This window comes from Granulibacter bethesdensis (genome assembly GCF_001889545.1).
Taxonomy (GTDB): Bacteria; Pseudomonadota; Alphaproteobacteria; order Acetobacterales; family Acetobacteraceae; genus Granulibacter; species Granulibacter bethesdensis_B.
Genome location: NZ_CP018194.1, coordinates 1,138,926 through 1,163,552, shown reverse-complemented (window position 1 = coordinate 1,163,552; position 24,627 = coordinate 1,138,926). Strand labels below are relative to the sequence as shown.

Genomic DNA, 24,627 nt, shown 5'->3' with positions numbered 1-24,627 from the left:
TGCAGCGTCGTGCCCTGATGAAAGGCTCTGCCTCTCTTACAATGATTGCCGCCCTCGGCAGCCCTTCCAATCCCGCCGCAGCAGAATCCGCTCCCCAGAAGGCCGCTTCCACCCCGTTCGATGCATCAACTGTGCGGCGGATTGCAGAGGAACTGAGCCGGAAGCCCTACCAGCCCCCCGACACCAATCTGCCAACTCCCATCAGCAAGCTGAACTGGGATCAGTGGCGTGGCATTCGCTTTCAGAAAGACCGCGCGCTATGGCGTAACGACAATCTGCCGTTCCGTGTGGAACTGATCCATCGCGGATATCTGTTCGAGCAAAAGGTCGAGATCAATGAGGTCTCGGATGGGCAGTCGCGCCCTGTCGCGTTCACCCCAGACCTGTTCGAGTATGAAGACCAGAAACTGCGCGTAACCGGTAATCTGGGTTTTGCCGGGTTCCGTCTTCACGCCCCGATCAACCGCCCGGATTATTATGATGAATTCGTGGTGTTTCTGGGGGCAAGCTATTTCCGGGCCGTCGCGAAAGGCCAGGTGTACGGCCTTTCAGCCCGCGGCCTGGCGATCGGCACCGGCAATCCCAAAGGCGAGGAATTCGCCGTCTTCCGCACTTTCTGGCTGGAAAAGCCGCGCCCGGACAGCCACAGCATCGTTGTTCATGCGCTGCTGGACACACGCAGTACCACGGGGGCTTACCGCTTTACCATCCATCCGGGTGATACAACGGTGTTTGATGTGGAAAGCACCCTTTATCCCAGGGTTGATATCACCGAACCCGGTCTGGCGACCATGACCAGCATGTTCGATTTCGACTTTGACGACCGCGAAGGCATCGATGACTGGCGGCCCGCGGCGCATGACAGCGAAGGTCTGTCGATCTGGGTCGGCAATGGGGACCAGATCTGGCGTCCTTTGGTGAACCCGCGTGACCTTCAGTTCAGCGCCTTTGCCGATGGCAATACACGCGGTTTCGGGTTGATGCAGCGTAAGCGTGCCTTTGCCGATTATCAGGATCTCGCCCTGCGCTATGAAAAGCGCCCCAGCCTGTGGATCGAAACCATCGGTGACTGGGGACAGGGATCGATCGATCTGGTCGAAATCCCTACCCCGAACGAAGTAAACGACAATATCGTCAGCTTCTGGCGGCCTAAGGAAAAACTGGCTGCCAAGCGCGAGTACAACTTCACCTATCGCATGCACTGGGGCTGGGATACGCCCTGGCCTACCAAGCTGGCGCGGGTTGCCGATACACGTTCCGGCCTGGCCGATGACAAGCAGGGTCGTGAATATGTGATCGACTTCACCGGCGATGCGGTCAAATCCCTCACCACAGCCCAGCCGCCGAATGTGGAGGTGCATGCCTCTGCCGGACAAATCCGCAATATCTTCTCCGAACCCAATCCGGATATTGGCGGTTGGCGGATCGGTTTTGAACTGGCCCCCGGTGGTGAAAAACTGGTCGAGATCACCGCCAGATTATCCAGGGATAATCAGCCCCTGACAGAAAGCTGGATGTTCCGTTGGACGCCGTGATCACATCAGCAACCGGCTTGCCCGCCTTCCTCCCGGCAGAATCCCCCATGGATATGCCGGTACAACGGCTGGACGCGCCCGCAACCGGACCTCTGGTCGGGCAAAGGCCACTGACCGCACCGCGTGGTCTGGCGCTGCGACGTCTGTTCGTTTTTCTCGGCACACTGCTGCTGACCATCGGCGCGGCCTATGAGATGAACCGCGTGCTGAATGCCAGCGTCACAACCACACTCGGCGTCGTGCTGGTCGTGCTGTTCGTGATTCTGTTCGCCTGGATCGCATTGTCCTTCATGAGCGCACTGGGTGGTTTCGCCTCCATGCTGGGCCGTGACAGCGGGCTGGGGCTGGGTGTGAATCGTGATGGACCTTTGCCGGAGCTGCACCATCGCACCGCCATTCTGATGCCCTGCTATAATGAAAGCCCGGCTCGTGTAACCGCTGGCTTGCAGGGAATTTACGAAAGCCTTCAGGCCACCGGGCGCATGGCGGCTTTCGATGTCTTCATCCTCAGTGACACGACCGATCCTGATGTGTGGATCGAGGAGGAACAGGCTTTTCTGGCCCTGCGCCAGCGTGTGGGCGGAGGAGACAATATCTACTACCGTCGTCGGGCCAAAAATATCGAGCGCAAGGCCGGCAATATCAGCGAATGGGTGCGCCGCTGGGGTGGTGCATACCGCCAGATGCTGGTGCTGGATGCTGATAGTGTGATGGAAGGCGACACCATTGTCCGCATGACCGCCGCCATGGAACAGCATGATCGCATCGGGCTGATCCAGACCCTGCCGGTGATCGTCAATGGCCGCACCCTTTTCGCCCGCATGCAGCAATTTGCAGGCCGGGTTTATGGTCCGCTGATCGCGCATGGCATTGCCTGGTGGCATGGCTCGGAAGGTAATTACTGGGGCCATAACGCGGTGATCCGTACCGAGGCCTTTGCCGAACAGGCCGGGCTGCCGCATCTGAGCGGTCGCAAACCCTTTGGCGGCCATGTGCTGAGCCATGATTTTGTCGAAGCGGCGCTGATGCGGCGCGGCGGCTGGGCCATTCACATGCTGCCCGCTCTGGCCGGAAGCTATGAGGAAAGCCCTCCTTCTCTCACTGACATCGCCATTCGTGACCGTCGCTGGTGTCAGGGAAATCTCCAGCATGCCAAGATTCTGCCTGCCCGTGGTCTGCACTGGATCAGCCGGGTGCATATGGCAATGGGGATCGGCTCCTATGTCACGGCGCCTTTATGGTTGCTGTTTCTGGTGCTGGGCATCCTGATCTCCCTTGAGAGCATTTTCGTGCGGCCCGAGTATTTCCCGCATCAGGGACGGGCGCTGTTCCCGCACTGGCCTTCCGTCGATCCCGTGCTCGCCATGTATGTGTTCATCGGCACGATGGGATTGCTGCTGGCGCCGAAATTTCTGGGCTGCATCGTCACCATGCTGCATGGCTCCGACCGACGCGGCTCCGGCGGGGTCATCCGCCTGATCCTGAGTATGCTGATCGAGACAGTCATTGGCGGCCTGATCGCCCCGATTGCCATGCTGATCCAGTCCATGGGCGTTGCCTCCATTCTCGCCGGACGGGATAGCGGCTGGAACGCACAGCGACGGGACGATGGCAGCATTCCGCTGCGCGCTGTCATGGAGACATACTGGCAGCACACCGTCTTCGGTCTGGTGCTGGGTGGTGCGGCCATGCTCGTCTCCTTCCCGCTGTTTCTGTGGATGACGCCGGTTGTGGTAGGCATGACGCTGGCCATTCCCCTTGTCAGCCTGACCGGAAGCCGTGCTGCCGGGCTGGCTCTGCGTCGGCTGGGCCTCCTGCTGATCCCCGAGGAGCGCAATCCTCCCCGTGCTCTGGTTCGCGCCGGAGAGATCTATCATTCCCTTGCCGATGCTCCGGAGATGGAAGCTGTCCTCCGTCTCCGTACCGACCAGACCCTGCTGGCCGCACATCGGGCGATGCTGCCACCCCCGCGCCGACCGCGTATTGATCCGGTCGACGCCAACATCCTGGTAGCCCGCGTCAAAATTGCGGAGGCCGATACACTGATGCACGCTCTCTCCTGCCTGAGTCGGGCAGAGAAAAGCGCTGCTCTGGCTGATGCTGAGGCTCTGGATGGTCTGGTTTCCCTGCCGGACTGCCAGCCCTGAACCATATCCGTCTTTGAAGAAGTGAATTTTACGATGTCCGATCAGAACGACGACTATATCTATGACGAGGCCAGCGGCGAATGGATCAGTGCCGCAGAAGCCGCCCAGAAAGCTGCTGCCTCCGCGCAGGATGAAACGGTTCAGGTGAAAGATGCAGTCGGCAATATTCTCGCCGATGGTGACAGCGTGACGCTCGTCAAGGATCTGAAAGTCAAGGGAGCCAACCAGACCCTGCCGCGCGGCACTGTAATCAGATCCATCCGTCTGACCGGAGACCCTCAGGAAATCGACTGCAAACACGATACGATCAAAGGACTGGTACTGCGCGCCGAGTTTGTCAGAAAGCGCTGAGGCGCACCTTGTTCTGCATCCACAATTGACAAAAATGGCGGCGGGATCATTGCATAGTCCCATGCCGCCATTCTTTCTTCATCTTCGAACCATCCCGACCAGCATTATCCTGCTCCATACTGCTTTGATCGCTGTGAACGGAGTGGTCTGGCTGATCGCCTGGCAGGCTTTTGCCGACACACCGATGTTGCTGGGAACAGCGTTGCTGGCCTGGATTTTCGGGCTGCGGCACGCGCTGGATACCGATCATATTGCCGCCATCGACAATACTGTACGGCGTCTGATGCAGGCTGGCATTCAGCCTCACTCCACAGGATTATGGTTCTCGCTCGGACACTCCACCATTGTGGTGCTGGCCTGTGCACTTATTACAGTTTCGGCACAGCAATTTCAGACTTTGCTGGAGAATATTCGCTTTTTCGGCGGCACTGTCGGCACACTGACCTCCGCCATCTTTCTGCTGTGTATTGCTGTTGCCAATCTGCTGATCCTGCGCACATTGTGGCGGCAGTTTCGTACCGCTCGCCGGCAAACAATTAATCAGGCCGCATTGCATGACACTCTGGCCAAGGGCGGCCTTCTGACCCGCCTCTGCCATCCGGTGTTCGAGCGGATCAGCCAGCCATGGCACCTCTATCCGTTAGGAGTACTGTTCGGGCTGGGGTTTGATACCGCCACCGAAATCGGGTTGCTCGGCATCACCGCCACACAGCGTGCGGGAGGTATCCCGGCCTGGGAAATCATGATCTTTCCAGCCCTGTTTACCGCCGGAATGACGCTGATCGATACGCTCGACAGCAGCTTGATGGCTGGTGCTTACGGATGGGCTTTCAGCAATCCGCAGCGGAAACTATGGTACAACATTACCATGACGGCCATCTCCATTACGGTGGCCCTGCTCATTGGATCGGTTGAAGCACTTGGCCTGATCGGCGAGCACCTGCATCTCAGCGGCACGATCTGGGAAGGCATAGCATTCCTGAACGATGATCTGGCCGATTTCGGCTTTCTCATCGTTGGCGTCTTTGTTGTTGTCTGGCTTCTTTCTGCCATCACCTACCGGCTTGCCGGGCTTGATAACTCCGCCCATGGGCAGGAAAAATCGCCAAGCCGCTAGTCGCAGGAGGAAGGGTTCAAGCTTTCTCTCTTACAATCCAATGCCGAACAGCAGATAGAGAGCTGCCCATACCGGCGTCTGAATTGCAAAAACAAACAGCAAAGCCTGCTTCAACGCATCTTTCTGCTCGGGAGAAGACGCTGTCACGCTGCTGCGCACAGGGCTGTGCATAAAACCGGAGGCGTAAGAAGAAAGCTGCATGGCCATTGAATGGCACTCCCTTGCTGGAACTTCATCCGTTTGCCCGGTGGCGGCTGGGGAAGGAATGACCCTTCCCCTGTTCCGTCACTGCTTGGGACGAAGCGACAGGCAGAGCATGAGCCTATTTACGGAAGGCATTCAATATCAAAAAATCATGAATGCATTGCGTTTCATTTATCATTGAGTTTCCGCATAGGCCATGCGTCCGGGCCCAATATCACGCAATAAAATTACCCGACACCCCGACTCCCTCTGAAACGAGTCTCTGATTTCAGCGCCGGCGCCACGCCGACGCCCCCAGAAGGCCTGTGTTGGAGCGCATCACCTGGATGATCGGTACATCATTCAGCAGGGCACGAAACCGCCCTTTTTCCAGGAATGCCTCAATCAGTACATCGAAATCCATCATAGCGCGCAGACTTTTGCTGACATTGCCGATCAGATACACCCCGCCAATGGCCACCAAATTCAGCACTGCATCTGCCGCGACCGAACCGAGCACGGCAGAAAAAACACGGATTGCCTCCCGGCAGACGGGACAGGCTTCCTGCTCGGCCAACCTTGTCACATCGGCCGGCTTTTCAAGCGCCAGGGAAAGTCCGGCACGCTGCGCCAGTGCTCTGGCCATTGCCAGTAATCCCGGACCGGACAGCAGGCGCTCCGACGAGACATGGCCATATTCGCGCGCCAGTTGATCGCGAATGAAGGTCTGGGTTTCATCACGCGGGCTGAACGTACAGTGGCCGCCTTCGCTGGCGAGAATCTCTTCTCCATCCTTGTGGCGCAGGATGAAGGCCATACCGAGACCGGTCCCCGGCCCAATCACCACTGCGGGATGATTGTCCATGACCTCGCCTGATTTGATGATCGCCATTTCTTCATCGGGCGTTACCCGGATGGAAGCCGCCTGGGCTACGAAATCATTAATGATTTCCAGTCTCTTCAGCCCCAGCGCCGCTTCAGTCGAACGGATCGAGAAGCGCCAGGGATTGTTGGTAAAGGCGATTTCATCGCCTCGCACCGGCGTCGCAACGGCGAATACCGCTTCCGCCACATCCTGAATAAGCGAACCACGCGCCTGCAGATAGGTTCTGGCTGCCAGTTCCAGATTGTCGAATTCCGCGACAGGCAGCTTGTGTTCATGCACAATAACGCCTTCCCCCAGGGCCAGGGCAAAGCGGACATTCGTACCCCCGATATCGCCAATCAGGCGAGGCTGACATTCCGTCATGATGTGATCAATCCTGCTAGAAGAATGTCCTGTATCGGACTGCTTTGCCGCCTGCACAACAAGCACGGGGTTATTAAAAAATGTTATAGAAAACAATCTTCTGAGAGCATTATATCTTTTGAGCAGACTGGAGAATGCGCTACACTCCTCCTGTGAATATGCTCGCCCCCCCTCGCGCACTGCTGGCGATCGCCGTCGTGTTCGATCTGATATGCCCCTGGAGCTATCTGGGTGTCAGGCGACTTCGTGAATGCCTTGCCAGACGAACAGATATCAGCCCGGTGATCGAGTGGAGGCCTTTCCTGCTCAATCCGGGCATGGAGCGCGGCAGCGCAGGACAAGCCGACCATATCATCCATAGATTTGGCACAGAAGACCGCACGCAACGGCTGCACCGCTCCATTACCGAGTTGGGGCGTCGGGAAGGGATCAGTTTTCGCTTCGACCTGATCAAGACCCTGCCCCCCAGCTTTGACGCCCATCGGCTGGTGCGATGGGTCGCGGAGCAGGCCCCCGCTTTTCAGCTCTCCCATTGCAGCGCTGGTGGGGGTGGTTTCAACACATCCCTTCCCGCCTGTCCTGACGATGCCGCCGGAGGCATGGTGGAACGCCTGTTTGCCGCCTGCTTCACGGAGGGGCGGAATATTGGGGATCTGGATGAACTGGCCCGTATTGCTGCCGAGGCCGGATTCAGCCGGACCGATGCCCTGACCTATCTGCTCGGCCCCGAAGGGCGCAGCGAAATCCAGCTTGCCACGACACAGGCTCATCGGATCGGCATCACCGGTGTTCCCTGTTTTGTGTTCGATCATCATCATGCCATTGCAGGCGCACAGGAACCGCATGTGATCGATCGGCTTCTGGATGTCACAATAGCAGCATTGGAAACCGCTTCAGCCTGTTGACACCGTGAAGCCGCTGGATTTGCTTCCTGAAAGCACGAACTCAGATGCTGACGTAAAGCGCCGTGCAACCCGGATGGCCCTGCGGCGTGCCATTTCGGCTTGATGAAACAGCAGGGATGCCTGTCCTCAACAGAGCTGGCAGCGTCATCCCTCCGCAAGCGTATCGCGGCTTGCCCGTAGCCGGGCGACCCGGCGGCCATCCATTTCCAGCACCTCGAACGTCCAGCCCGCGAAAGCGATCCGATCCCCTGTTTTGGGCACCCGTCGCAAGATCGCCAGCACCAGCCCGGCTGCCGTGTGATAGCTGCCCTCGGCAGGCAGTTCCGGCAGGGAGAGACGGGATTTCAGCTCGTCCGCCGCCATCATCCCGTCCAGAACCATCGTGCCTGGCAGCGCATCAGGAGTCTGGGAGGATGTTCTGGTGCTGTCTCCGGCCTCACCGACAATGGCTTTCAGCACATCAGCGGCCGTGACCACCCCCTCGAAACTGCCATACTCATCCATGACCAGCGCCAGACCCAGAGTATCGCTCTTCAGCCTTTCCAGCGCGCCCAGCGCTGTCACCGTATCAGGCACCACCATCGGCTGACGCAGCGAGGCACCGATGGACAAAGGCTGTCCGTCCAGAAGGCGATCCAGAATATGCTTGGCCTGTACCACGCCCACCACATTGTCGATCGACCCCTCACAGACCACCAGGCGGGAATGAGGTGCTTCTTTCACTGCGGCGATGATATCTTCCTCCGTATCACTCCGGTCAATCCAGGCAATTTCGTTGCGCGGCGTCATCAGGGCGCGGACAGGTTTGTCAGCGAGGCGCAACACACGCTCGATCATGGCCCGCTCTTCGGTTTCCAGCACACCGGCCTGCGTACCTTCCGCCAGCAGGGCTTTCAGCTCCTCTTCTGTCACTTGCGGCTGGGAAGAACGGGTCAGGCCGAACAGGCTCAGTACTACAGAGGATGAATAACCCAGCAGCCACACCGCAGGCCCCGTCACCTTCGCCAGCCACGCCACCGGCCTTGCCACCCTGACTGCAACCTCCTCCGGCCCCAGCAGGGCAAGCTGTTTCGGTACCAGCTCCCCCAGCACCATGGTCAGATAGGTGATGACAACCACCACGATCAGCAGGGCAATATCGTTGGAAAAACGCGCCAGCATCGGAATCATGTCCAGATATCTGGCCAGATGATCCGCAATCCGTGCCCCGCCAAACGTGCCGGACAGGATCGCGACCAGCGTGATCCCCACCTGTACGGTCGGCAGAAAACGGTGGGGGTCTTCCGCCAGTTCCCTTGCCAGTGTCGCGGTGGGAATTCCTTTCTGCTCCATCACCGACAGCCGGGCGCGACGGGCGGACACCAGCGCCAGCTCCGCCATCGCAAACAATCCGTTCAGCAGGATCAGCAACAGAACAATCAGAAACTCAACCAGAATGGTCATCAAGAGAGGAAAGGTCCTTACCAGGCAGGTAGCATTCTAATCGCGCCGTATTGTAACGCTTCATCCGATTTTGGCGATGCTGCCAATAACAGGAAGAAACAGAACTTCTCAAAACTATCACCAAAACAAGACATCATCCGCACCTCTTTCTGGCCCGATGCAAGGAGCATCCTTTATCTTTCTCCCGCCACAATTGTTCTGTAGGAACAATAAATTGCCTGATTCGGAGAAAGCCTATCAGGCCTGTTTTAGTCAGAAACTGGTTATTTCAATGGCACAAACTCCCCATCGTGAAGGTAGCAAGGTCGTCCGCACCCACTCCTTCGCCTTTGCCGGGGTCACTGCCATTCCTGTGGAAATTCAGGTACAAATTTCTCCCGGCCTTCCTGCTTTTCAGGTGGTTGGTCTGCCCGATAAAGCAGTGGGAGAAGCACGGGAGCGGGTACGAGCAGCCCTGGCCTCCATGGGGCTGGCTCTGCCGCCACGGCGTATTCTGGTCAATCTGGCGCCTGCCGATCTGCTCAAGGAAGGCAGTCATTTCGACCTGCCAATCGCATTGGGGGTGCTGGCGGCAATGGATATCCTGCCAGCCTCTGATAGTGCCGGATATACCAGCCTCGGCGAGCTTTCACTGGATGGAGCCTTGCAGCCGGTGAACGGTGTGCTGCCAGCCGCCATCGGCGCGCATGCATGCGGCCTCGGCCTGATATGCCCGGAACGGCAGGGCGGAGAAGCCGCATGGTCCGGGGTAGAACGCATCCTTGCCGCACCCAATCTGCTGGCCATCATCAATCATTTTCGTGGCACACAGACCCTGCCCCGACCGGAACCGGCCGGACAGGCGGAGGGATCAGCACTCCCTGACCTTGCCGATGTCAAAGGCATGGAGACAGCCAGACGGGCACTGGAAATCGCCGCCGCCGGACAGCATAATCTTCTGCTGATCGGGCCGCCTGGGGCGGGCAAATCGATGCTCGCCGCCCGTCTACCCGGCCTGCTGCCACCCCTGACGCCATCGCAGATTCTGGATGTCAGCACGATCCATAGTATTGCAGGCATGCTGCGGGATGGCAGGCTGATCACCCGTCCCCCTTTCCGTGAACCGCATCATGGCGCCAGCCAGGCGGCCATTGCCGGGGGTGGGCCGCGGGCCAGGCCGGGGGAAATCTCCCTCGCCCATCATGGCGTCCTGTTCATGGACGAATTCCCTGAATTTTCCCGTCAGGTGCTGGAAGCCTTACGAACACCCATGGAAACCGGACAGGCAACGGTGGCTCGGGCTGCGGCACATATTACCTATCCCGCGCGGTTCCAACTCATTGCCGCCATGAATCCATGCCGCTGCGGCTATCTCGGCACTCCGGATCGGGAATGCGTGCGCGCACCTGCCTGCGGCGATGGCTATCAGGCCCGGATCAGCGGCCCACTGCTGGATCGTATGGATATTGTGGTCACGGTCCAGCCTGCTACTCCGACAGAGTTGATGCGGGCTCCTCCCGGTGAAAACAGCGCCTCGGTGGCGGCACGAGTCGAGGCAGCACGGCAGTTTCGGGAAGCACGCCGCCAGTCCGGCGAGCGTCAGAATGGCGCAGAACCTTCCCTCTCCCCTGAGGTCGCCGCTTTCGCAGAACAGGCCAGCCTGCGCCTGAAATTATCGGCGCGTGGTTTGACGCGCATGATCCGCGTCGCCCGCACCATCGCCGATCTGGCACAGGAAGCGGATATTTCCCGCCTGCATCTGGCCGAAGCCCTGAATTTCCGTGTCCGGCAATGGCGTGGCTAAAGCTACGCCTCCTCATCCAGCCTGAACGCATCGGCAATCCTGCGTACCTGTCCGGCCATATCAACAACAAGGACGTCGAATCTCACGCCTTCGGTACCGTAGTCCGGATTTTGTGCCAGCACATACGAGGCCGCCGCGATCAGGCGTTTGCGCTGGCGCGGACCCAGCGCATGGGCTGCCTCGCTCAGGGTAGGCCGGTATTTCACCTCGACAATCGCCAGCAATCCGTCCAGATCAGCAAGAATATCAATCTCGCCTGCGGGTGTACGCAGCCGCCGGCCCAAAATCTGCCAGCCATCTGCTTCCAGTGCCTGCGCGGCAATACGCTCTGCCTCTATCCCGTCACGGCTGGCCTTACCGCCACGCCAAGCCTTTTTATCATGCTGCCAGAGGCTGTCGTTTTCATGTAAACTGCAAAACCTTCTGTCAGACGGTAATGACAGACCATCACGATCATGTTTCTTTTTGTTCATTGGCAGTACTCAATCATGACAGTCACACGGGAACGGCGGCAGGCATGGCACAGGCTGCTGTTCACAAGACAAAGCCTGGCACGGCTCGCGTTATGCGCGACTGTCATAATGCCTTTTTCCCTCGCCGCTGAAACGCCCGCACATCAGCCCTCCACTTCTCATCCGTTTCCGCCGCTGGCCCGGGATGTGACCGCCGCCCATATGATGGTGGTGACAGCCAACCCGTTCGCCAGCCGCGCAGCACTGGATGTGCTGAAAGCAGGTGGCAATGCCATTGATGCCGCTGTTACCGCACAGGCGATGCTGTCACTGGTGGAGCCTCAGTCCTCCGGTCTGGGTGGAGGCGCCTTTCTACTGTACTATGATGCAGCGACCCGGCAGGTTACCAGTTGGGACGGACGGGAGACCGCACCCGCCGCTATCCCCTCCACCATTTTTCAGGATGCGACCGGCAGACCGCTCCCGCTTAACAGCGCCGGAATCGGAGGACGCGCCGTCGGGGTGCCCGGTGCGCTGAGAATGCTCGAAGCCGTGCACAGGCTGCATGGGCATCTGCCCTGGAAAGACCTGTTTACCAGCACCATCGCCCAGGCGGAGAGCGGTTTTCCGGTTTCTGCCCTGATGAGTCGGGAAATCCGGGAAGAACAGAACAGCTTGATGGTGCAGGAGGCCGCAAGAACCTATTTCCTGCCAAATGGCACAGTGCCTGAGCCGGGATACATGTTAAAAAACCCCGCTCTTGCAGAAACGATGCGGAGCATTGCCGCCAAAGGGGCAGATGCTTTGCTGACCGGTCAGATCGCCACCGACATTGTGGCAGCGATCCGGCAAAGCCCGGCCGCCGGGACCATGACGATGGATGATCTGGCCTCCTATCAACCCCGTCAGCGCCCGGCCCTGTGCATGACTGTCAAAATGCGGACAGTGTGCAGCATGGGACCACCTTCCTCAGGGGGTGTCGCCGTCCTGCAGATACTCTCCATGCTGGAGGGGTTTGATCTGCGGCATCTGCGCCCTGACAGCGCCGAAGCAGCCGATCTGATCATTCAGGCCGAACAACTGGCCTTTGCTGATCGCAACCTGTTTCTGGCTGATCCGGATTTCGTGCGGATACCGCTGCGCGGTCTGCTCGACCCGGCCTATCTCCGACAAAGAGCCAGGATGATTCATCCCCGCCATGCCGCTTCCACAGTAGAAGCCGGCAACCCATCCTGGTCCATGCCCGACCTGCCCCCTGTGCGGGGTGCACAACCACCCAAACCGGAGCATGGCACCAGTCATATCAGCATCGTGGATTCGCAGGGCAATGCAGTGTCCATGACGACCACAGTGCAGGACGTATTTGGCTCCAAGCTCCTGGTCGACGGATTTATTCTGAACGATGAGCTGACCGATTTCGCCTTTGTAGCTGAAGAGGCAGGCAAGGCTGTTGCCAACCGGATTCAGCCAGGCAAAAGACCACGCAGCAGCATGGCTCCGATCATTGTACTGGATCAGAATGGAAAGCTCGACATGATTGCCGGATCGCCCGGAGGCGGCCACATTATCAGCTATGTCAGTCAGGCCATGCTGCTGTCCATGCGCTGGAACCTGTCTCCTGCCCAGGCCGTATCGGCACCACATATCGGCACCACAGGCCTTAAAGCCGATCTGGAATCAGGAACTGAAGCTGCCTTACTGGCTGATCGCCTGCTCCAGTATGGCCATCATCCTGCGATCATGAGGCTCAATTCAGGTCTCTCCATGATTGTCAAAAAAACAGACGGGCGCCTTACAGGAGCAGCCGATCCTCGGCGAGATGGTATTCCGGCCGGAGAATAATACGGCAGCCGACTCACATATAGTTATAGAAATCAGTCTTCTGGCCAAACCGAGATAACATCGGTCTGTCACAGATGCTTGACCACTGACCATATCATCTGAATTTGATAATTTGATTTGGATTCAAAGAAAAATTCGTTGATGATCCATATCAAAATGCTGGTACGGTGTTACTGACATGCTGTCTCTCTGCGCCAATCTTTCTTTTCTGTTTACTGAATTTGATTTTCTGGAGCGCTTTCAGCAGGCGGCTTCAGCCAATTTTTCGGCCGTGGAATGTCTTTTTCCTTACGCTGTACCCGCAGATCATATCGACTCCGTATTGAAAAAAACCGGGTTGAAGATGGTGCTTATTAACGCCCCGGCAGGAAACTGGGATAAGGGTGAAAGGGGTCTTGCTGCTCTTCCTGATAGACAGGATGAGTTCAGGGCAGGTTTTTTGCAGGCTCTGCACTATGCCAGAACGCTGAACTGTTCATTTATTCATTGCATGGCGGGCTTGTCTGAAACCGGTCACGACACGCCCGCTATGGAACAGTGCTATGTCTCAAACCTGATATGGGCTGCCCGCCTTGCGGGTGAGGCAAACATAACGATAACAATCGAACCTATCAGCCTGCAAACTATTAACCACTACTATCTAAAAACAGCAGAACAGGCTTCAAAAATAATTTCATTAACTAAAATGCCTAATATTGGTCTTCAGCTTGATCTATATCATTTATCTTTAACAGAAGAAAATATGCTGGAACAATCACTGCAAAAATGGCTTCCACAAACACGGCATATCCAGATCGCTGATAGTCCCGGCCGCCATGAACCTGGAACCGGAAATATCTTATGGAAAGAGATATTCTCTATCATCAGAAATGAAAATTATCACGGCTGGATTAGTTGTGAATATAATCCATTAAAATCTACAATAAATGGTCTTATATGGCGGGATAATTATAAAGTTTAAGCTTCAAAGGTAGGTTTTTAAGAAGTGTATTCTTTGTAGAGACACTTAAACAAATAAGTATTTTATCTTATTTTTTGTACCATTTTGGTTTTTAAATCTCTTTTTTCATATCGTATTTTGATATACTTTTAAAATCTTTACGGCTGCCCTATTTAGCTCTTTATATCCTTATTCTTTCAAAGCGTGGCAGGACACCCGACATTGATTATGCGTTTCGCGGAAATTGGTCAGCGCCTGCGTGCCTATCGCCTGGAGTCTGGATTACGCGCAGAGGAGATAGCAGCACGGCTTGGTGTCTCAAGGGCCGCCCTGTACCGCTATGAAAAAGGCGAGGTCATCAAACTGGATACCGTGCAGAGACTGGCTGAACTTCTGCAGGTTTCCCCTCTGTCCTTGCTGGGTGTCAGCATTGAGTATCAGAGCCGTCCTGTCGGATATTTCGAACGTGCCCGCCAGATTGAGGAAAATGCTGCCCAGCTTCAGTTTGTCGGAGATGCCTTGTGCCATCTGACAATGCTGGATGAAACAGAAGCGTTTCTCATCGAATCCATTCTGTCGCGCCATGCCGGGCGATCGAAAGCAGACCGCCTTTACGTCGAGCAGCTTGTAACGACTCTGAAAGAAAGGCGTGCCTCCTACGCAGCACGACGACCCAACCTCATTGCGATGTTATCCCCAGCTGCCATTTCCGTTATGCTGCAACAGGGTATTGGCGGCCCGGATCTATCGGAAGAACTGAAAGCAGCCGGCCTTGCCGTGGCAAGACGGGAGGTTGAGCACATAGCCAACCTGCTGGAAACGGAGCCAATGGGGCTGCAGTTCGGACTGCTGTCACCGGGGGAAATCAACAGCCGCATGGTGATCGCACGGTCTCATTCAACAATACAGCTTGTCCTCAATCCGTTTCACACCGATGGCGCACCCGATCTTCAGCAAGGCGTAGCGATCATCTCTTCTGCCGAGGAGATTGTAACGTCCCATCAGAAAATGGCCGAAATGTGCTGGAAAAGCTCAATCAAGGGTCATGAGGGAGCCAAAATCCTTCGCGGCATGCTGCGGTCATCCTGAGCAGAGTTCATCATGCGAAAGCTGTATGTGGAAATAGTCCATCCGCTATGACGAGAGAATCACCATTGCCGTTCAGGCGATTCTCTGGTCAGGAAACGCATGTCAGACGATTTTCTTCCCCTGCCCTCGCATGCGGATATAAAGATTAAGTCCCGCCATATCGCCTGGAAAGGGCGCTATGCTGTGGAACTGATCTCATTCCGCAACCGACGCTTCGATGGTGCATGGTCCGGCCTGCAGCGCTGGGAAATCTGGCGACGTGGCAAGGCATCCGCAGTTCTGCCATATGATCCGGCAAGCGATACCGTCATTTTGATCGAACAGATACGGATTGCCGCCCTGGCCGCCGGTCTTGAGCCGGTCATGACCGAAATTCCTGCCGGCATGCGCGATTCCGGCGAGGATCCGGCGGAAACAGCCCATCGTGAATGTCTGGAGGAGACCGGCCTCACCCTGAAAAGGCTGATTCATGCCGGAAATTATCTTCTGACACCGGGCGGATCAGATGAAACACTGTCACTGTATATCGGTGAAGCCAATTCTCCTGCGCTCTATCACGGGGACTATGCGGGGACAGGAGGTCTGAGAGCTGAAAACGAGGATATCCGAATCCGCGTCGTTCCTGCCCGGCAGGCGATCGAGGCCGCCATCGCCGGTCAGTTCAGCAATGTGGTAACAACGGTTGCCCTGCTCTGGCTGGCAGCACAACGTGACCGGATTAAACGCGACTGGCTCGGAAGGGACGAGTAATGGCGACACTGCCTGTTTTGGTCGACGCTGCGTGGCTGCGAGAGTCAATGGGTGCGGCTGATCTGATCATTTTCGACGCAACGAAATTTTTACCCAATCAGGGCCGCAACGGTCATGATGACTACGTGCGCAGCCATATTCCCGGGGCTGTTTATTTCGATATTGATGCCATAGCCGATCAGCAGACCGATCTGCCGCATATGGTTCCCCCACCCGGCCAGTTCGCGGCCCAGCTTGGTGCGCTTGGCGTGTCCAACAACAGCAGGGTCGTTTTCTATGATCAGAACAGCATGATGTGGGCTGCCCGCGGCTGGTGGCTGTTCCGGCTGTTTGGTCTGGAAGCTGCCGTACTGGATGGGGGGCTTGATGCGTGGGTTCGGGCCGGCGGCCCGACCGAAAGTGGCGAGATTGCCCCCTCACCCGCTCCATCTGCCTTGTTGACCGACTGGCGCCCGAAATACGTACGGGGCATCGGCGACATCAAGGATAATCTGATATCCCGGGCAGAACTGGTATTGGATGCCCGCAGCGCGGAGCGTTTTGCCGGCACTGCGGCGGAACCGCGTCCCGGCGTTGAATCCGGCCGGATTCCCGGCAGTCTCAATCTTCCTTTCAATCAGGTTCTGGCAGCCGATGGCACCCTGTTGCCGCCCGAGACTTTGCGTCAGCGTTTTGCTGCTGCCGGTATTGATGGCAGCAAACCAGTGATTGCAAGTTGCGGAAGCGGCGTTTCCGCCTCCCTGCTCAGCTTTGCTATGGCGGTGGCAGGCCTGGAGGCGGCCGCCATTTATGACGGCTCATGGTCGGAATGGGGCAGCCGCCCCGATACTCAGAAGCAGCGTGATGCAGTATAATCGTCCGGGACCGCGCACCCCATCTGATGCGCCTAATGAACATCCCGATACCAGACTGGTGCGGGCTGGCCGACCGGTGGAAAAATACACCGGTGTCGTGAACCCGCCCCTCATCCGCGGATCGACCGTGCTGCAACCAGATACAGCGACCCGACGTCGTGAGGGAAAGCGCTGGCTGGAACAAGCCCTGACCTACGGGCTGAATGGATCGGAAACCCATTTTGCGCTGGAAAATGCCATCGCCGAAATAGAAGGCGGCACGCATTGCCAGATCGTATCCTCCGGTCTGGCAGCGTGTACGGTACCTTTACTCGGTTATCTGAGCGCAGGCGATCACCTGCTGGTTCCGGATATGGTTTATGGCCCGACACGCGATTTCTGCGAAGGTCTGCTCAAACAGTTCGGGATAGAAACAACTTTCTACACCGCTACAGCGACTGCGCATGAACTTGCGCCCCTGTTCAGGCCGGAAACCAAAGTGCTGTTTCTGGAAAGCCCCGGCAGCCATACGTTCGAGGTGCAGGATGTCGCAGCGCTTTGCGCCCTGGCGCATGAGCACGGGGCGGTGACAATGCTCGATAATACCTGGGGCATTCGTCACTTTCAGCCATTCCGGCACGGAATTGATCTCTCGCTTCAGGCGCTGACGAAATATGTCGGTGGGCACAGCGATCTTCTGCTCGGCTCCATCACCGTCAATGACGAAGCTCATTGGCGCCGGGTGCGCAGCACAGCCGGCCTGCTGGGACAATATGCAAGCCCCGACGATTGCTGGCTGGCCCTGCGCGGCCTGCGCACCATGGCGGTACGGATGAACCACCAGATGCAGAGCGCACTGCATATCGCTACCTTCCTGAGCGAACGGCCCGAGATTCAGCGCGTACTCTACCCTGCCCTGCCGGGCGATCCCGGTTATGAGATGTGGAAGCGGGATTTCACCGGTGCACCCAGCCTGTTCGGTGTGGAGTTCAAGAGTTCTTTCACGACAGAGCAGAGCGATCGTTTCATCGATTCTCTCTCGATTTTCGGTTTGGGTGCCTCCTGGGGTGGCTATGAAAGCCTGATCATGCCGACTTATGGTACGATCCACCGCAGCCATGGCATCAAGCTCGAAGGGCCGACCGTGCGTATCCATATCGGTCTGGAAGACCCTCAGGATCTGATCGCCGACCTGCTACAGGCTCTGGAAGCCATGCAGCGATGAGCAACGTGTTCGATATTATCCGCTTCAATGATCAGGGCCTTGTCACTGCCATTGCCCAGCAGCATGACACTGGCGAGGTGCTGATGCTGGCCTGGATGAACCGGGAGGCCGTGGAGGAAACGCTGGCCACCGGGAGGGTCTGCTATTTCAGCCGCAGCCGAAACGGGCTGTGGCGCAAAGGCGAGACCTCGGGACAAGTGCAGACGCTGATCGAGTTACGGGTCGATTGTGACGGTGATGCCCTGCTGGTGCTGGTCGATCAGCCCGGTGTTGCCTGCCATACCGGACGCCGGAGCTGTTTCTACCGGGCTGCCGACAAGGATGGCGCCGTCACCACCCTGACAGAACCACTGATCGATCCTCGCACACTTTACAGAAGCTGACAGAAGACCGCTCTTATTCCTCGTCGAGGCGTTTCGCGGTTCTGGCGTGACGCCTCGACAGGTCGAGGTAATGCGGCACAGTATCGGCGAACATGGCCTTGTCCTGCTCGCTGAGGCAGCGCTGGAGTTTCGCGGGGGAACCAATCCACAGCTCTTCCTCCCCAGTGACCTTGCCCGGCGTCAGCATGGCCCGTGCGCCCAGCACGCTGCCACGACCCAGCACGGCTCCGTCCATCACCGTGGCCCCCATGCCGACGAAGCTGCCATCATGCAGTTCACAGGCATGCACGATGGCGGCATGGCCAATGGTAACGTCATCGCCAATCAGAGTGGGATAGCAGACATGGTTCACATGAACGATGGTGCCATCCTGAATATTGGTGCGCGCACCAATCCTGATCCGGTTCGTGTCGCCGCGCAGGACACAGCCATACCAGACGGAGCTGTCCGGCCCGATCTCAACATCGCCAATGATCACAGCCCCCGGCGCAATCCAGGCGGAGGGATGAATGATCGGTGTTTTGCCTTCAAACGCGATAATCACGCGATACCTACTCCAGCCCCAGCATCAGGCGTGCATTCTGGATCGCCGAACCGGAGGCACCTTTGCCCAGATTATCCAGCTTGGCCACCAGCACGGCCTGACGCCTGTTTTCATTGCCGAAAACCCGCAGCTCCAGATGATCCGAGCCGGAGGAATCTTCTGCGCGCAGGGTTGATACAGTGTCCAGCACCCGAACCTGCCTCGCCGCGCTGTAATGGGTACGCAAGGCGGCTTCAAGATCACTCGCGGAGGGCCGTCCCGGCAGATCATCAAGATGGAGCGGCACGGAAACCAGCATGCCCTGCGGAAAATGCCCGACAGACGGCACGAAAATCGGTCGCCGTGTCAGCCCTGCATAAGCCATGATCTCCGGCAGATGCTTATGCTCCAGCCCCAGCGCATAAAGCTCGAAAGCGGGACCGCCTTCCTTCTCATGCGCCTCAATCATGTTTTTGCCGCCGCCGCTATAGCCACTGATCGCGTTGATGCTGAGCGGCTGATCCGGCGCAATCAGTCCGGCATTGACCAGAGGACGCAGCAGGGAAATGCTGCCGACTGCGTAACAGCCGACATTGGCGACTTTCCCGGCGCTGCGAATCTGCGCCGCCTGATCCGCATGCAGCTCGGCAAAACCGTATACCCAGCCCTCCGCCACACGATGGGCCGTGCTGGCATCCAGCAGTTTCGGTGCGTTTTCTCCAAGAGAATCAGCCAGCGCAACCGTTTCCTTCGCCGCTTCATCAGGCAGGCACAGGATGGCAAGATCGACTTCAGCCAGAATAGCGCGCTTGGCCTCCGGATCCTTACGATGCTCTGCGGGCAGACTGCGCAGGGAAGCACCGGGCAGATCGCCCAGCCTTTCGCGGATACCAAGGCCAGTGGTGCCGCTTTCGCCGTCGATAAAAATGCTGTGCGTCATCTCGATCATGCCCTTCCATCCGCCGCCGCAGGATAGGCACCCGCCCCGCAAAGAAAAGAGGCAAGATAAAGAAAAGGCCGGACATTGCTGCCCGGCCTTTTTTCCACCAACCAGTGGAACTCAGCGCTTGCTGAACTGGAAGCTACGGCGGGCCTTGGCCTTACCGTATTTCTTGCGTTCAACGACGCGCGGGTCGCGGGTCAGGAAGCCAGCAACCTTGAGAATGCTGCGCAGCTCCGGCTCATAATTGACCAGAGCGCGGCTGATGCCATGACGAACCGCACCGGCCTGACCGGACAGACCGCCGCCAGTCACCGTGCAATACACGTCGAACTGGTTGTAGCGATCGGTGACCAGGAAAGGCTGGGTGATCAGCATGCGCAGCACAGGGCGCGCAAAATAGGTGCCGACCTTCTTGCCATTGACCTGAATGTCGCCCTTGCCGGGCTTCACCCACACGCGGGCAACGGCATCCTTGCGGCGACCAGTGCCGTAGGAACGGCCCTGCGCATCGCGCTTCGGCTCACGGGAAGCGGCGGGGGCTTCACCACCAGCAACGGTTGAACCCTGTGCGACCGCGAGATCCTTCAGATCGGCCAGGGTACGGGTCTGTGTATCGGACATAGAGGTCAGACCCTCCGGTTCTTGCTGTTGAGCGCGCCGACATCCAGCGCCTTCGGCTGCTGGCCGTCATGCGGGTGGGATGCACCGGCATACACGTACAGATGCTTCATCTGCTGGCGCTGCAACGGACCGCGCGTAATCATGCGCTCCACGGCCTTTTCGACCACGGATTCGGGATGCTTGCCTTCAAGGCGCTGGCGGATGGTGCGGCCCTTGATGCCACCGGCATAGCCGGTGTGGTAGTAAAAGACCGACTGATCGGCTTTATTGCCGGTCACGCGGATCTTGTCAGCGTTGATCACGACAACGTTGTCGCCGCAATCGACATGGGGGGTGAACTGCGGCTTGTGCTTGCCACGCAGACGGTTGGCGATGATGACGGCAAGACGGCCGAGCACCAGCCCTTCCGCGTCGATCAATACCCAGTCTTTGTTCACCTCCGCGGGTTTCAGCGAGAGGGTGGTCTTCATCTAGGATGTCCTCGAGAATGGCAGTGGCGGACAAAACCGCATGCGTTCGGGTGGCGGCTTATGGCCTGCAATCCCCCGAAGGTCAAGCATTCCTTTGTGTGGTATTATGATACCACACACCCTGAACCCCGGTCTGGTGGCCGTGATCGGCGCCACCGGTCGCACCGGTCTGGCGCTTTGCCGCGCTTTGTCAGAAGCCGGTATCCCATTCCGTCCGGTCGTGCGGAACCCCGATAAATGGCGTGCCTGCGGTATCACGCAACCCGTCCATGCAGAAAATGACGCGCAGGTCAGAGGCGCTGACGTCACCCGGCCGGATCAGCTTCGCCATGCACTGGATGGTGTCAGCGCGATCGTCGCTACCAGCCATGCCAGCCATAGCGCCACCATCATCGAAGCAGCCCCTGAACAGGCCAGCCTGATCCTGATGGGCAGCACAAGGAAATTCTCTGCCTTCACAGACCCACATAGCGAGGGGGTACTTGCGGGGGAGCAGGCTTTTCTCAGCTCCGGGCGGCACGGCGTCATGCTGCATCCCACCATGATCTATGGCGATCCGGAGGAACAGACGCTGCGTCGCCTTGCCAGGCTGATCCGCAAAACCCACGTTCTGCCGATACCGGATGGCGGGCGCGCCCTGATCCAGCCGATTCATCAGGATGACGTCACACGCTGCCTGATCGCTGCCCTGTCGCGCCCATGGAACGATGCCTCCACACTCGTCATTGCGGGGCCGGAGCCGGTCTCCTACGCGGACTGTATCCGCATTATCGCCCGGATATCCGGAGTGCGCGCTCCCCTGATCCTGCCGCTGCCTGCATCGCTGATGCTGCATGGGCTTGCGCTGGGGCAGCGCATTCCAGCCCTCGCCCGCCGCCCTTTCATGAGCAAGCTGGAAGGAGAAATTCAGCGTCTGACCGAAAATCGCGCTTTCGATATCACACCGATGCGCCACATTCTGGGGATCGAGCCGATCAGCCTGAAAGATGGGTTGACGCGCAGCTTCAGCCCGGCTCAAGCCTGATCCACCGCCCGGCCACGGAGAGACACCCATGCCGATCAAAGACCGTATCGCCGCTTTTCAGGATGAGATGACGCAGTGGCGGCATCATCTCCACCGTCATCCGGAGCTGTCGCTGGAAGAAACCGCAACCAGCGCCTTCGTGCAGCAGAAGCTGCGGGAATTCGGCGTGGACGAGATCATCACCGGGATCGCCGAAACCGGGGTTGTCGCCGTGATCCATGGTCGTGCGGCGGGCGGGACCATCGGCCTGCGCGCCGATATGGATGCTCTGCCCATCATGGAAGAAAGCGGCAAACCCTATGCCTCTGCCAATCCCGGTGTGATGCATGCCTGCGGTCATGACGGCCACACCACCATGCTGCTGGGGGCCGCACGTGATCTGGCCGCGACAAGGAATTTTGCAGGGACGGCCTATCTGATTTTCCAGCCTGCCGAGGAACAGATCGGCGGCGGCCGCATCATGGTCGAGGAAGGGCTGTTCGACCGCTTCCCCATGGAGCGTATCTACGGCCTGCATAACTGGCCGAGTTCTCCGGAAGGTGTATTCCAGATGGCCCCCGGTCCGGTCATGGCAGCGGTCGCCAATATCGACATCATCGTCACCGGTAAAGGCGCGCATGGCGCTCAGCCCCAGCGTGGCATAGATTCGGTGGTTGTGGCCGCCCATATCGTGACGGGGCTGCAATCCGTCGTCTCCCGGATCGTCGATCCGACCGACAAGGCCGTGCTGTCGATCACCCAGATCGCAGGCGGCAACGCCTATAACGTCATCCCGGAACGTGTGGAGTTAAAAGGCACTGCCCGCTGGTTCACGCCGGGACTGGGCCAGGCGATGGAAGCCGCGGCACGCGGCATTGTGAACGGTATCGCCTCAGCCTTCGGTGCGCAGGTCTCCTTTACCTTCGACGTGCTCTATCCGGCGACCATCAACGATGCTGATGCAACAGAGCGCGCCTGGAAAGCCGCCAGTGCCGTTGCCCCGACCGAGACACTGCCTGCTCCCTCCATGGGGGGAGAGGATTTCTCCTTCATGTTGAACGTCAAACCCGGCAGCTACATCATGCTGGGCAGTGGAAAGACCGCGACCGATCCCGGTCTGCATCACCCCGCCTATGATTTCAACGATGCGATCCTGCCGCTGGGGGCATCCTACTGGGTAACGCTGGTGGAGCAGGAACTGCCGCTGTCCAACCAGCCTCCTCATTCACCCTGAGCGGCACTGCCACGGATGCGGAATGATGCGCAACGCTCGGTCGCCTGATGCGTCTGGTAACAGGCGGCTTCGATCATAGCCGTCTGTCATCAACGAGCTGATAGAAGTTTTGATCTTATCAATGCTGAGCGTCCCTTATCGGGCTTTCTGTCTGGCCCTTTTAGTGTTGTCAGGCGGGTGCTCCCTGTCTGATTCCCACACCGCACAACGGGCCAGAACAAGATTTGTCGGTCTGTCAGCGGTCGATTTGCAGACCTGTCTCGGTGTACCGGATCAAAAAAATACCGCAGGCGACACCACGATTTTGACATACTATGCCAACTCTACCGGCAGTGGCGGCATCAATATCACGCTGCCGATTATCGGGGGTGGCATGAGCGTCTCTGGCGGTGGATACTGCCATGCGACCTTCCGGCTGGATCATGACCGGGTGACACAAATTCACTACAGTGGTGAGAAAGATGCCCGCGGAGCACCGGATGCGTATTGCGCACCGATCGTGCGGCAATGTCTGCGTGATCTGGATGCATCCCAACCGGATGCACAGGCGGAGCAGCATTTACCTGCCGCATGGCGTCGCTACTGAATGGTTCCTGGCAATGCACTGCCGCGCCGTATCTGCCGGATCAGCCCCGCATGGTCCAGATCCCCATCCCCCGCTTCGCAAAGAGCACGATAGAGAGCGGCCACCGCTTCCGTCATCGGCAGTGACAGCCCGAGCGTTTTCGCCTCTTCCAGAATCATGCGCAGATCCTTGAGCTGGATCACGGATCTTCCACCCGGAACAAAATTCTCATCCAGCATGCGTTGCCCGTGCTCGCGCAGGATACGGCTATCGGCAAAACCGCCCGCTACAGCCTCCCTGAACCGTGCGGCGGAAGCGCCACCTGCTTCGGCCAGCACGAAGGCCTCCGACACCGCACCGATCGTCACACCGACGATCAACTGGTTGGCCAGTTTCGCAAGCTGACCGGCACCGATATCGCCGATTCTGGTCATACGACCCAGCACGGCAAAAACCGGAGCCAGACGGTTCAGCACCGCCTCCTCTCCCCCCGCCATGATCGCGAGGGTACCATTCCGCGCACCGCCCTCTCCGCCGGAAACAGGTGCATCAACGTAAAACCGGGGCGATACTTTCTTTGCCTGGGCGCGGGCGCGCCATGGCTCAATGGAGCTCATCACCAGCACGATGCCATTCTGCGCCATACTATCGGCAAACCCGGTCTCCAGCACCGCATCGCAGGCAGGACCGTCAGACACCATCAGCAACGCGACATCGGCCCCACGTGCCGCATCAGGGGCTGATGCCGCCACGGGCAGCCCGAGTTCAGCGGCTCGGACAGGATTACGATTCCAGACTGTTACTTCATGCCCGGCATCAGCAAGCCGGCCCGCCATCCACCGCCCCATGATCCCGGTGCCCAGCACAGCGATACGCATCGGTAAGGCCTCACGCATCCATCAATGATGACATTGCAGGGATTATGCCGCTGATGCAGCATGAAAGGGCACTGGGGCGAGCGACGGGACTCGAACCCGCGACATCCAAGACCACAACCTGGCGCTCTACCATCTGAGCTACACCCGCCATGACCCAGTGCTG

The 24,627-nt window shown here is 58.3% G+C and carries 25 protein-coding genes and 1 tRNA gene; 16 read left to right on the top strand and 10 right to left on the bottom strand.

Going from position 1 to position 24,627, the window contains the following annotated elements; translation table 11 throughout:
* Positions 1 to 17: 17 nt before the first annotated feature.
* From GbCGDNIH8_RS05235 to GbCGDNIH8_RS05220, 4 genes are all read left to right on the top strand, one after another.
* Entirely contained in the window at positions 18 to 1,535 is a 1,518-nt protein-coding gene (locus GbCGDNIH8_RS05235; protein WP_072573663.1) for an OpgD/OpgG family glucan biosynthesis protein, read from the top strand.
* Positions 1,523 to 3,682, top strand: coding sequence for a glucans biosynthesis glucosyltransferase MdoH (gene mdoH / locus GbCGDNIH8_RS05230; RefSeq protein ID WP_081368854.1), 2,160 nt, complete (start codon positions 1,523 to 1,525; stop codon positions 3,680 to 3,682). Before GbCGDNIH8_RS05235 ends, mdoH begins: the two co-directional genes overlap by 13 nt.
* 33 nt (positions 3,683 to 3,715) lie before the next feature.
* Positions 3,716 to 4,033: an alkylphosphonate utilization protein gene (locus GbCGDNIH8_RS05225; protein WP_072572356.1), complete on the top strand. Its 318-nt coding sequence runs from the start codon at positions 3,716 to 3,718 to the stop codon at positions 4,031 to 4,033.
* Positions 4,034 to 4,094: 61 nt separating this feature from the next.
* On the top strand, positions 4,095 to 5,150 hold the full coding sequence (locus tag GbCGDNIH8_RS05220; RefSeq protein ID WP_072572355.1) for a HoxN/HupN/NixA family nickel/cobalt transporter: 1,056 nt from the start codon (positions 4,095 to 4,097) through the stop codon (positions 5,148 to 5,150).
* A 30-nt stretch (positions 5,151 to 5,180) separates the two neighbouring features.
* Here GbCGDNIH8_RS05220 and GbCGDNIH8_RS12820 read toward each other — a convergent pair whose 3' ends face one another.
* Both GbCGDNIH8_RS12820 and glk read right to left on the bottom strand, forming a co-directional pair.
* Complete coding sequence (locus tag GbCGDNIH8_RS12820) at positions 5,181 to 5,357, bottom strand: hypothetical protein (RefSeq protein ID WP_157692550.1); 177 nt, start codon at positions 5,355 to 5,357, stop codon at positions 5,181 to 5,183.
* Positions 5,358 to 5,622: 265 nt separating this feature from the next.
* Positions 5,623 to 6,582 (bottom strand): glucokinase, encoded by a 960-nt coding sequence (glk, locus tag GbCGDNIH8_RS05215; RefSeq protein WP_072572354.1) that lies wholly within the window; start codon positions 6,580 to 6,582, stop codon positions 5,623 to 5,625.
* Positions 6,583 to 6,716: 134 nt separating this feature from the next.
* Here glk and GbCGDNIH8_RS05210 point away from each other — a divergent pair, with 134 nt between their 5' ends.
* Positions 6,717 to 7,487, top strand: coding sequence for a DsbA family oxidoreductase (locus GbCGDNIH8_RS05210; protein ID WP_253736122.1), 771 nt, complete (start codon positions 6,717 to 6,719; stop codon positions 7,485 to 7,487).
* A 144-nt stretch (positions 7,488 to 7,631) separates the two neighbouring features.
* Here the strand turns inward: GbCGDNIH8_RS05210 and GbCGDNIH8_RS05205 are convergent, their stop codons facing one another.
* Positions 7,632 to 8,930, bottom strand: a complete 1,299-nt coding sequence (locus GbCGDNIH8_RS05205; protein ID WP_081368853.1) for a hemolysin family protein — start codon at positions 8,928 to 8,930, stop codon at positions 7,632 to 7,634.
* Positions 8,931 to 9,201: 271 nt separating this feature from the next.
* Here GbCGDNIH8_RS05205 and GbCGDNIH8_RS05200 point away from each other — a divergent pair, with 271 nt between their 5' ends.
* Entirely contained in the window at positions 9,202 to 10,713 is a 1,512-nt protein-coding gene (locus GbCGDNIH8_RS05200) for a YifB family Mg chelatase-like AAA ATPase (RefSeq protein ID WP_072572353.1), read from the top strand.
* A 2-nt stretch (positions 10,714 to 10,715) separates the two neighbouring features.
* On the opposite strand, the gene GbCGDNIH8_RS05195 is transcribed toward GbCGDNIH8_RS05200, so the two are convergent.
* Entirely contained in the window at positions 10,716 to 11,186 is a 471-nt protein-coding gene (locus GbCGDNIH8_RS05195; protein ID WP_081368852.1) for a YraN family protein, read from the bottom strand.
* A 15-nt stretch (positions 11,187 to 11,201) separates the two neighbouring features.
* Here GbCGDNIH8_RS05195 and ggt point away from each other — a divergent pair, with 15 nt between their 5' ends.
* The 7 genes from ggt to hisI all read left to right on the top strand — a co-directional run bounded on the left by ggt (position 11,202) and on the right by hisI (position 18,227).
* Positions 11,202 to 13,007, top strand: coding sequence for a gamma-glutamyltransferase (gene ggt, locus GbCGDNIH8_RS05190; RefSeq protein WP_253736121.1), 1,806 nt, complete (start codon positions 11,202 to 11,204; stop codon positions 13,005 to 13,007).
* 178 nt (positions 13,008 to 13,185) lie between these two features.
* Positions 13,186 to 13,968 carry a hydroxypyruvate isomerase family protein gene (locus GbCGDNIH8_RS05185; RefSeq protein ID WP_072572352.1) on the top strand — a complete coding sequence of 261 codons (783 nt, stop codon included), beginning with the start codon at positions 13,186 to 13,188 and terminating at the stop codon, positions 13,966 to 13,968.
* Between the two features lie 207 nt (positions 13,969 to 14,175).
* Positions 14,176 to 15,036, top strand: a complete 861-nt coding sequence (locus GbCGDNIH8_RS05180) for a helix-turn-helix domain-containing protein (protein ID WP_072572351.1) — start codon at positions 14,176 to 14,178, stop codon at positions 15,034 to 15,036.
* A 99-nt stretch (positions 15,037 to 15,135) separates the two neighbouring features.
* Positions 15,136 to 15,786, top strand: coding sequence for an NUDIX domain-containing protein (locus GbCGDNIH8_RS05175; protein WP_072572350.1), 651 nt, complete (start codon positions 15,136 to 15,138; stop codon positions 15,784 to 15,786).
* Entirely contained in the window at positions 15,786 to 16,640 is an 855-nt protein-coding gene (locus GbCGDNIH8_RS05170; protein WP_072572349.1) for a sulfurtransferase, read from the top strand. The genes GbCGDNIH8_RS05175 and GbCGDNIH8_RS05170 overlap by 1 nt, the downstream gene beginning before the upstream one ends.
* On the top strand, positions 16,630 to 17,844 hold the full coding sequence (metC, locus tag GbCGDNIH8_RS05165) for a cystathionine beta-lyase (RefSeq protein ID WP_072572348.1): 1,215 nt from the start codon (positions 16,630 to 16,632) through the stop codon (positions 17,842 to 17,844). Before GbCGDNIH8_RS05170 ends, metC begins: the two co-directional genes overlap by 11 nt.
* Positions 17,841 to 18,227, top strand: coding sequence for a phosphoribosyl-AMP cyclohydrolase (hisI, locus tag GbCGDNIH8_RS05160; protein ID WP_072572347.1), 387 nt, complete (start codon positions 17,841 to 17,843; stop codon positions 18,225 to 18,227). The genes metC and hisI overlap by 4 nt, the downstream gene beginning before the upstream one ends.
* 13 nt (positions 18,228 to 18,240) lie before the next feature.
* On the opposite strand, the gene GbCGDNIH8_RS05155 is transcribed toward hisI, so the two are convergent.
* From GbCGDNIH8_RS05155 to rplM, 4 genes are all read right to left on the bottom strand, one after another.
* On the bottom strand, positions 18,241 to 18,771 hold the full coding sequence (locus GbCGDNIH8_RS05155; protein WP_072572346.1) for a gamma carbonic anhydrase family protein: 531 nt from the start codon (positions 18,769 to 18,771) through the stop codon (positions 18,241 to 18,243).
* 7 nt (positions 18,772 to 18,778) lie between these two features.
* Complete coding sequence (gene argC, locus GbCGDNIH8_RS05150) at positions 18,779 to 19,690, bottom strand: N-acetyl-gamma-glutamyl-phosphate reductase (RefSeq protein ID WP_072573658.1); 912 nt, start codon at positions 19,688 to 19,690, stop codon at positions 18,779 to 18,781.
* Between the two features lie 120 nt (positions 19,691 to 19,810).
* A complete protein-coding gene (gene rpsI, locus GbCGDNIH8_RS05145) occupies positions 19,811 to 20,314 on the bottom strand; it encodes a 30S ribosomal protein S9 (protein WP_072572345.1) in 504 nt (167 codons plus the stop codon).
* 5 nt (positions 20,315 to 20,319) lie between these two features.
* Positions 20,320 to 20,784 (bottom strand): 50S ribosomal protein L13, encoded by a 465-nt coding sequence (rplM, locus tag GbCGDNIH8_RS05140; protein WP_072572344.1) that lies wholly within the window; start codon positions 20,782 to 20,784, stop codon positions 20,320 to 20,322.
* A 106-nt stretch (positions 20,785 to 20,890) separates the two neighbouring features.
* Between rplM and GbCGDNIH8_RS05135 the strand changes: the two genes are divergently transcribed.
* The 3 genes from GbCGDNIH8_RS05135 to GbCGDNIH8_RS12815 all read left to right on the top strand — a co-directional run bounded on the left by GbCGDNIH8_RS05135 (position 20,891) and on the right by GbCGDNIH8_RS12815 (position 23,607).
* Positions 20,891 to 21,808, top strand: coding sequence for an SDR family oxidoreductase (locus GbCGDNIH8_RS05135; RefSeq protein WP_072572343.1), 918 nt, complete (start codon positions 20,891 to 20,893; stop codon positions 21,806 to 21,808).
* 28 nt (positions 21,809 to 21,836) lie between these two features.
* Positions 21,837 to 23,021 carry a M20 aminoacylase family protein gene (locus GbCGDNIH8_RS05130; protein WP_072572342.1) on the top strand — a complete coding sequence of 395 codons (1,185 nt, stop codon included), beginning with the start codon at positions 21,837 to 21,839 and terminating at the stop codon, positions 23,019 to 23,021.
* A 304-nt stretch (positions 23,022 to 23,325) separates the two neighbouring features.
* On the top strand, positions 23,326 to 23,607 hold the full coding sequence (locus GbCGDNIH8_RS12815) for a hypothetical protein (protein WP_157692549.1): 282 nt from the start codon (positions 23,326 to 23,328) through the stop codon (positions 23,605 to 23,607).
* Here the strand turns inward: GbCGDNIH8_RS12815 and GbCGDNIH8_RS05120 are convergent.
* On the bottom strand, positions 23,601 to 24,464 hold the full coding sequence (locus GbCGDNIH8_RS05120) for an NAD(P)-dependent oxidoreductase (protein WP_253736120.1): 864 nt from the start codon (positions 24,462 to 24,464) through the stop codon (positions 23,601 to 23,603). The two genes, GbCGDNIH8_RS12815 and GbCGDNIH8_RS05120, sit on opposite strands and share 7 nt — an antisense overlap.
* Before the next feature lie 72 nt (positions 24,465 to 24,536).
* Positions 24,537 to 24,612 (bottom strand) — tRNA-His (locus tag GbCGDNIH8_RS05115).
* Between the last annotated feature and the right edge of the window lie 15 nt (positions 24,613 to 24,627).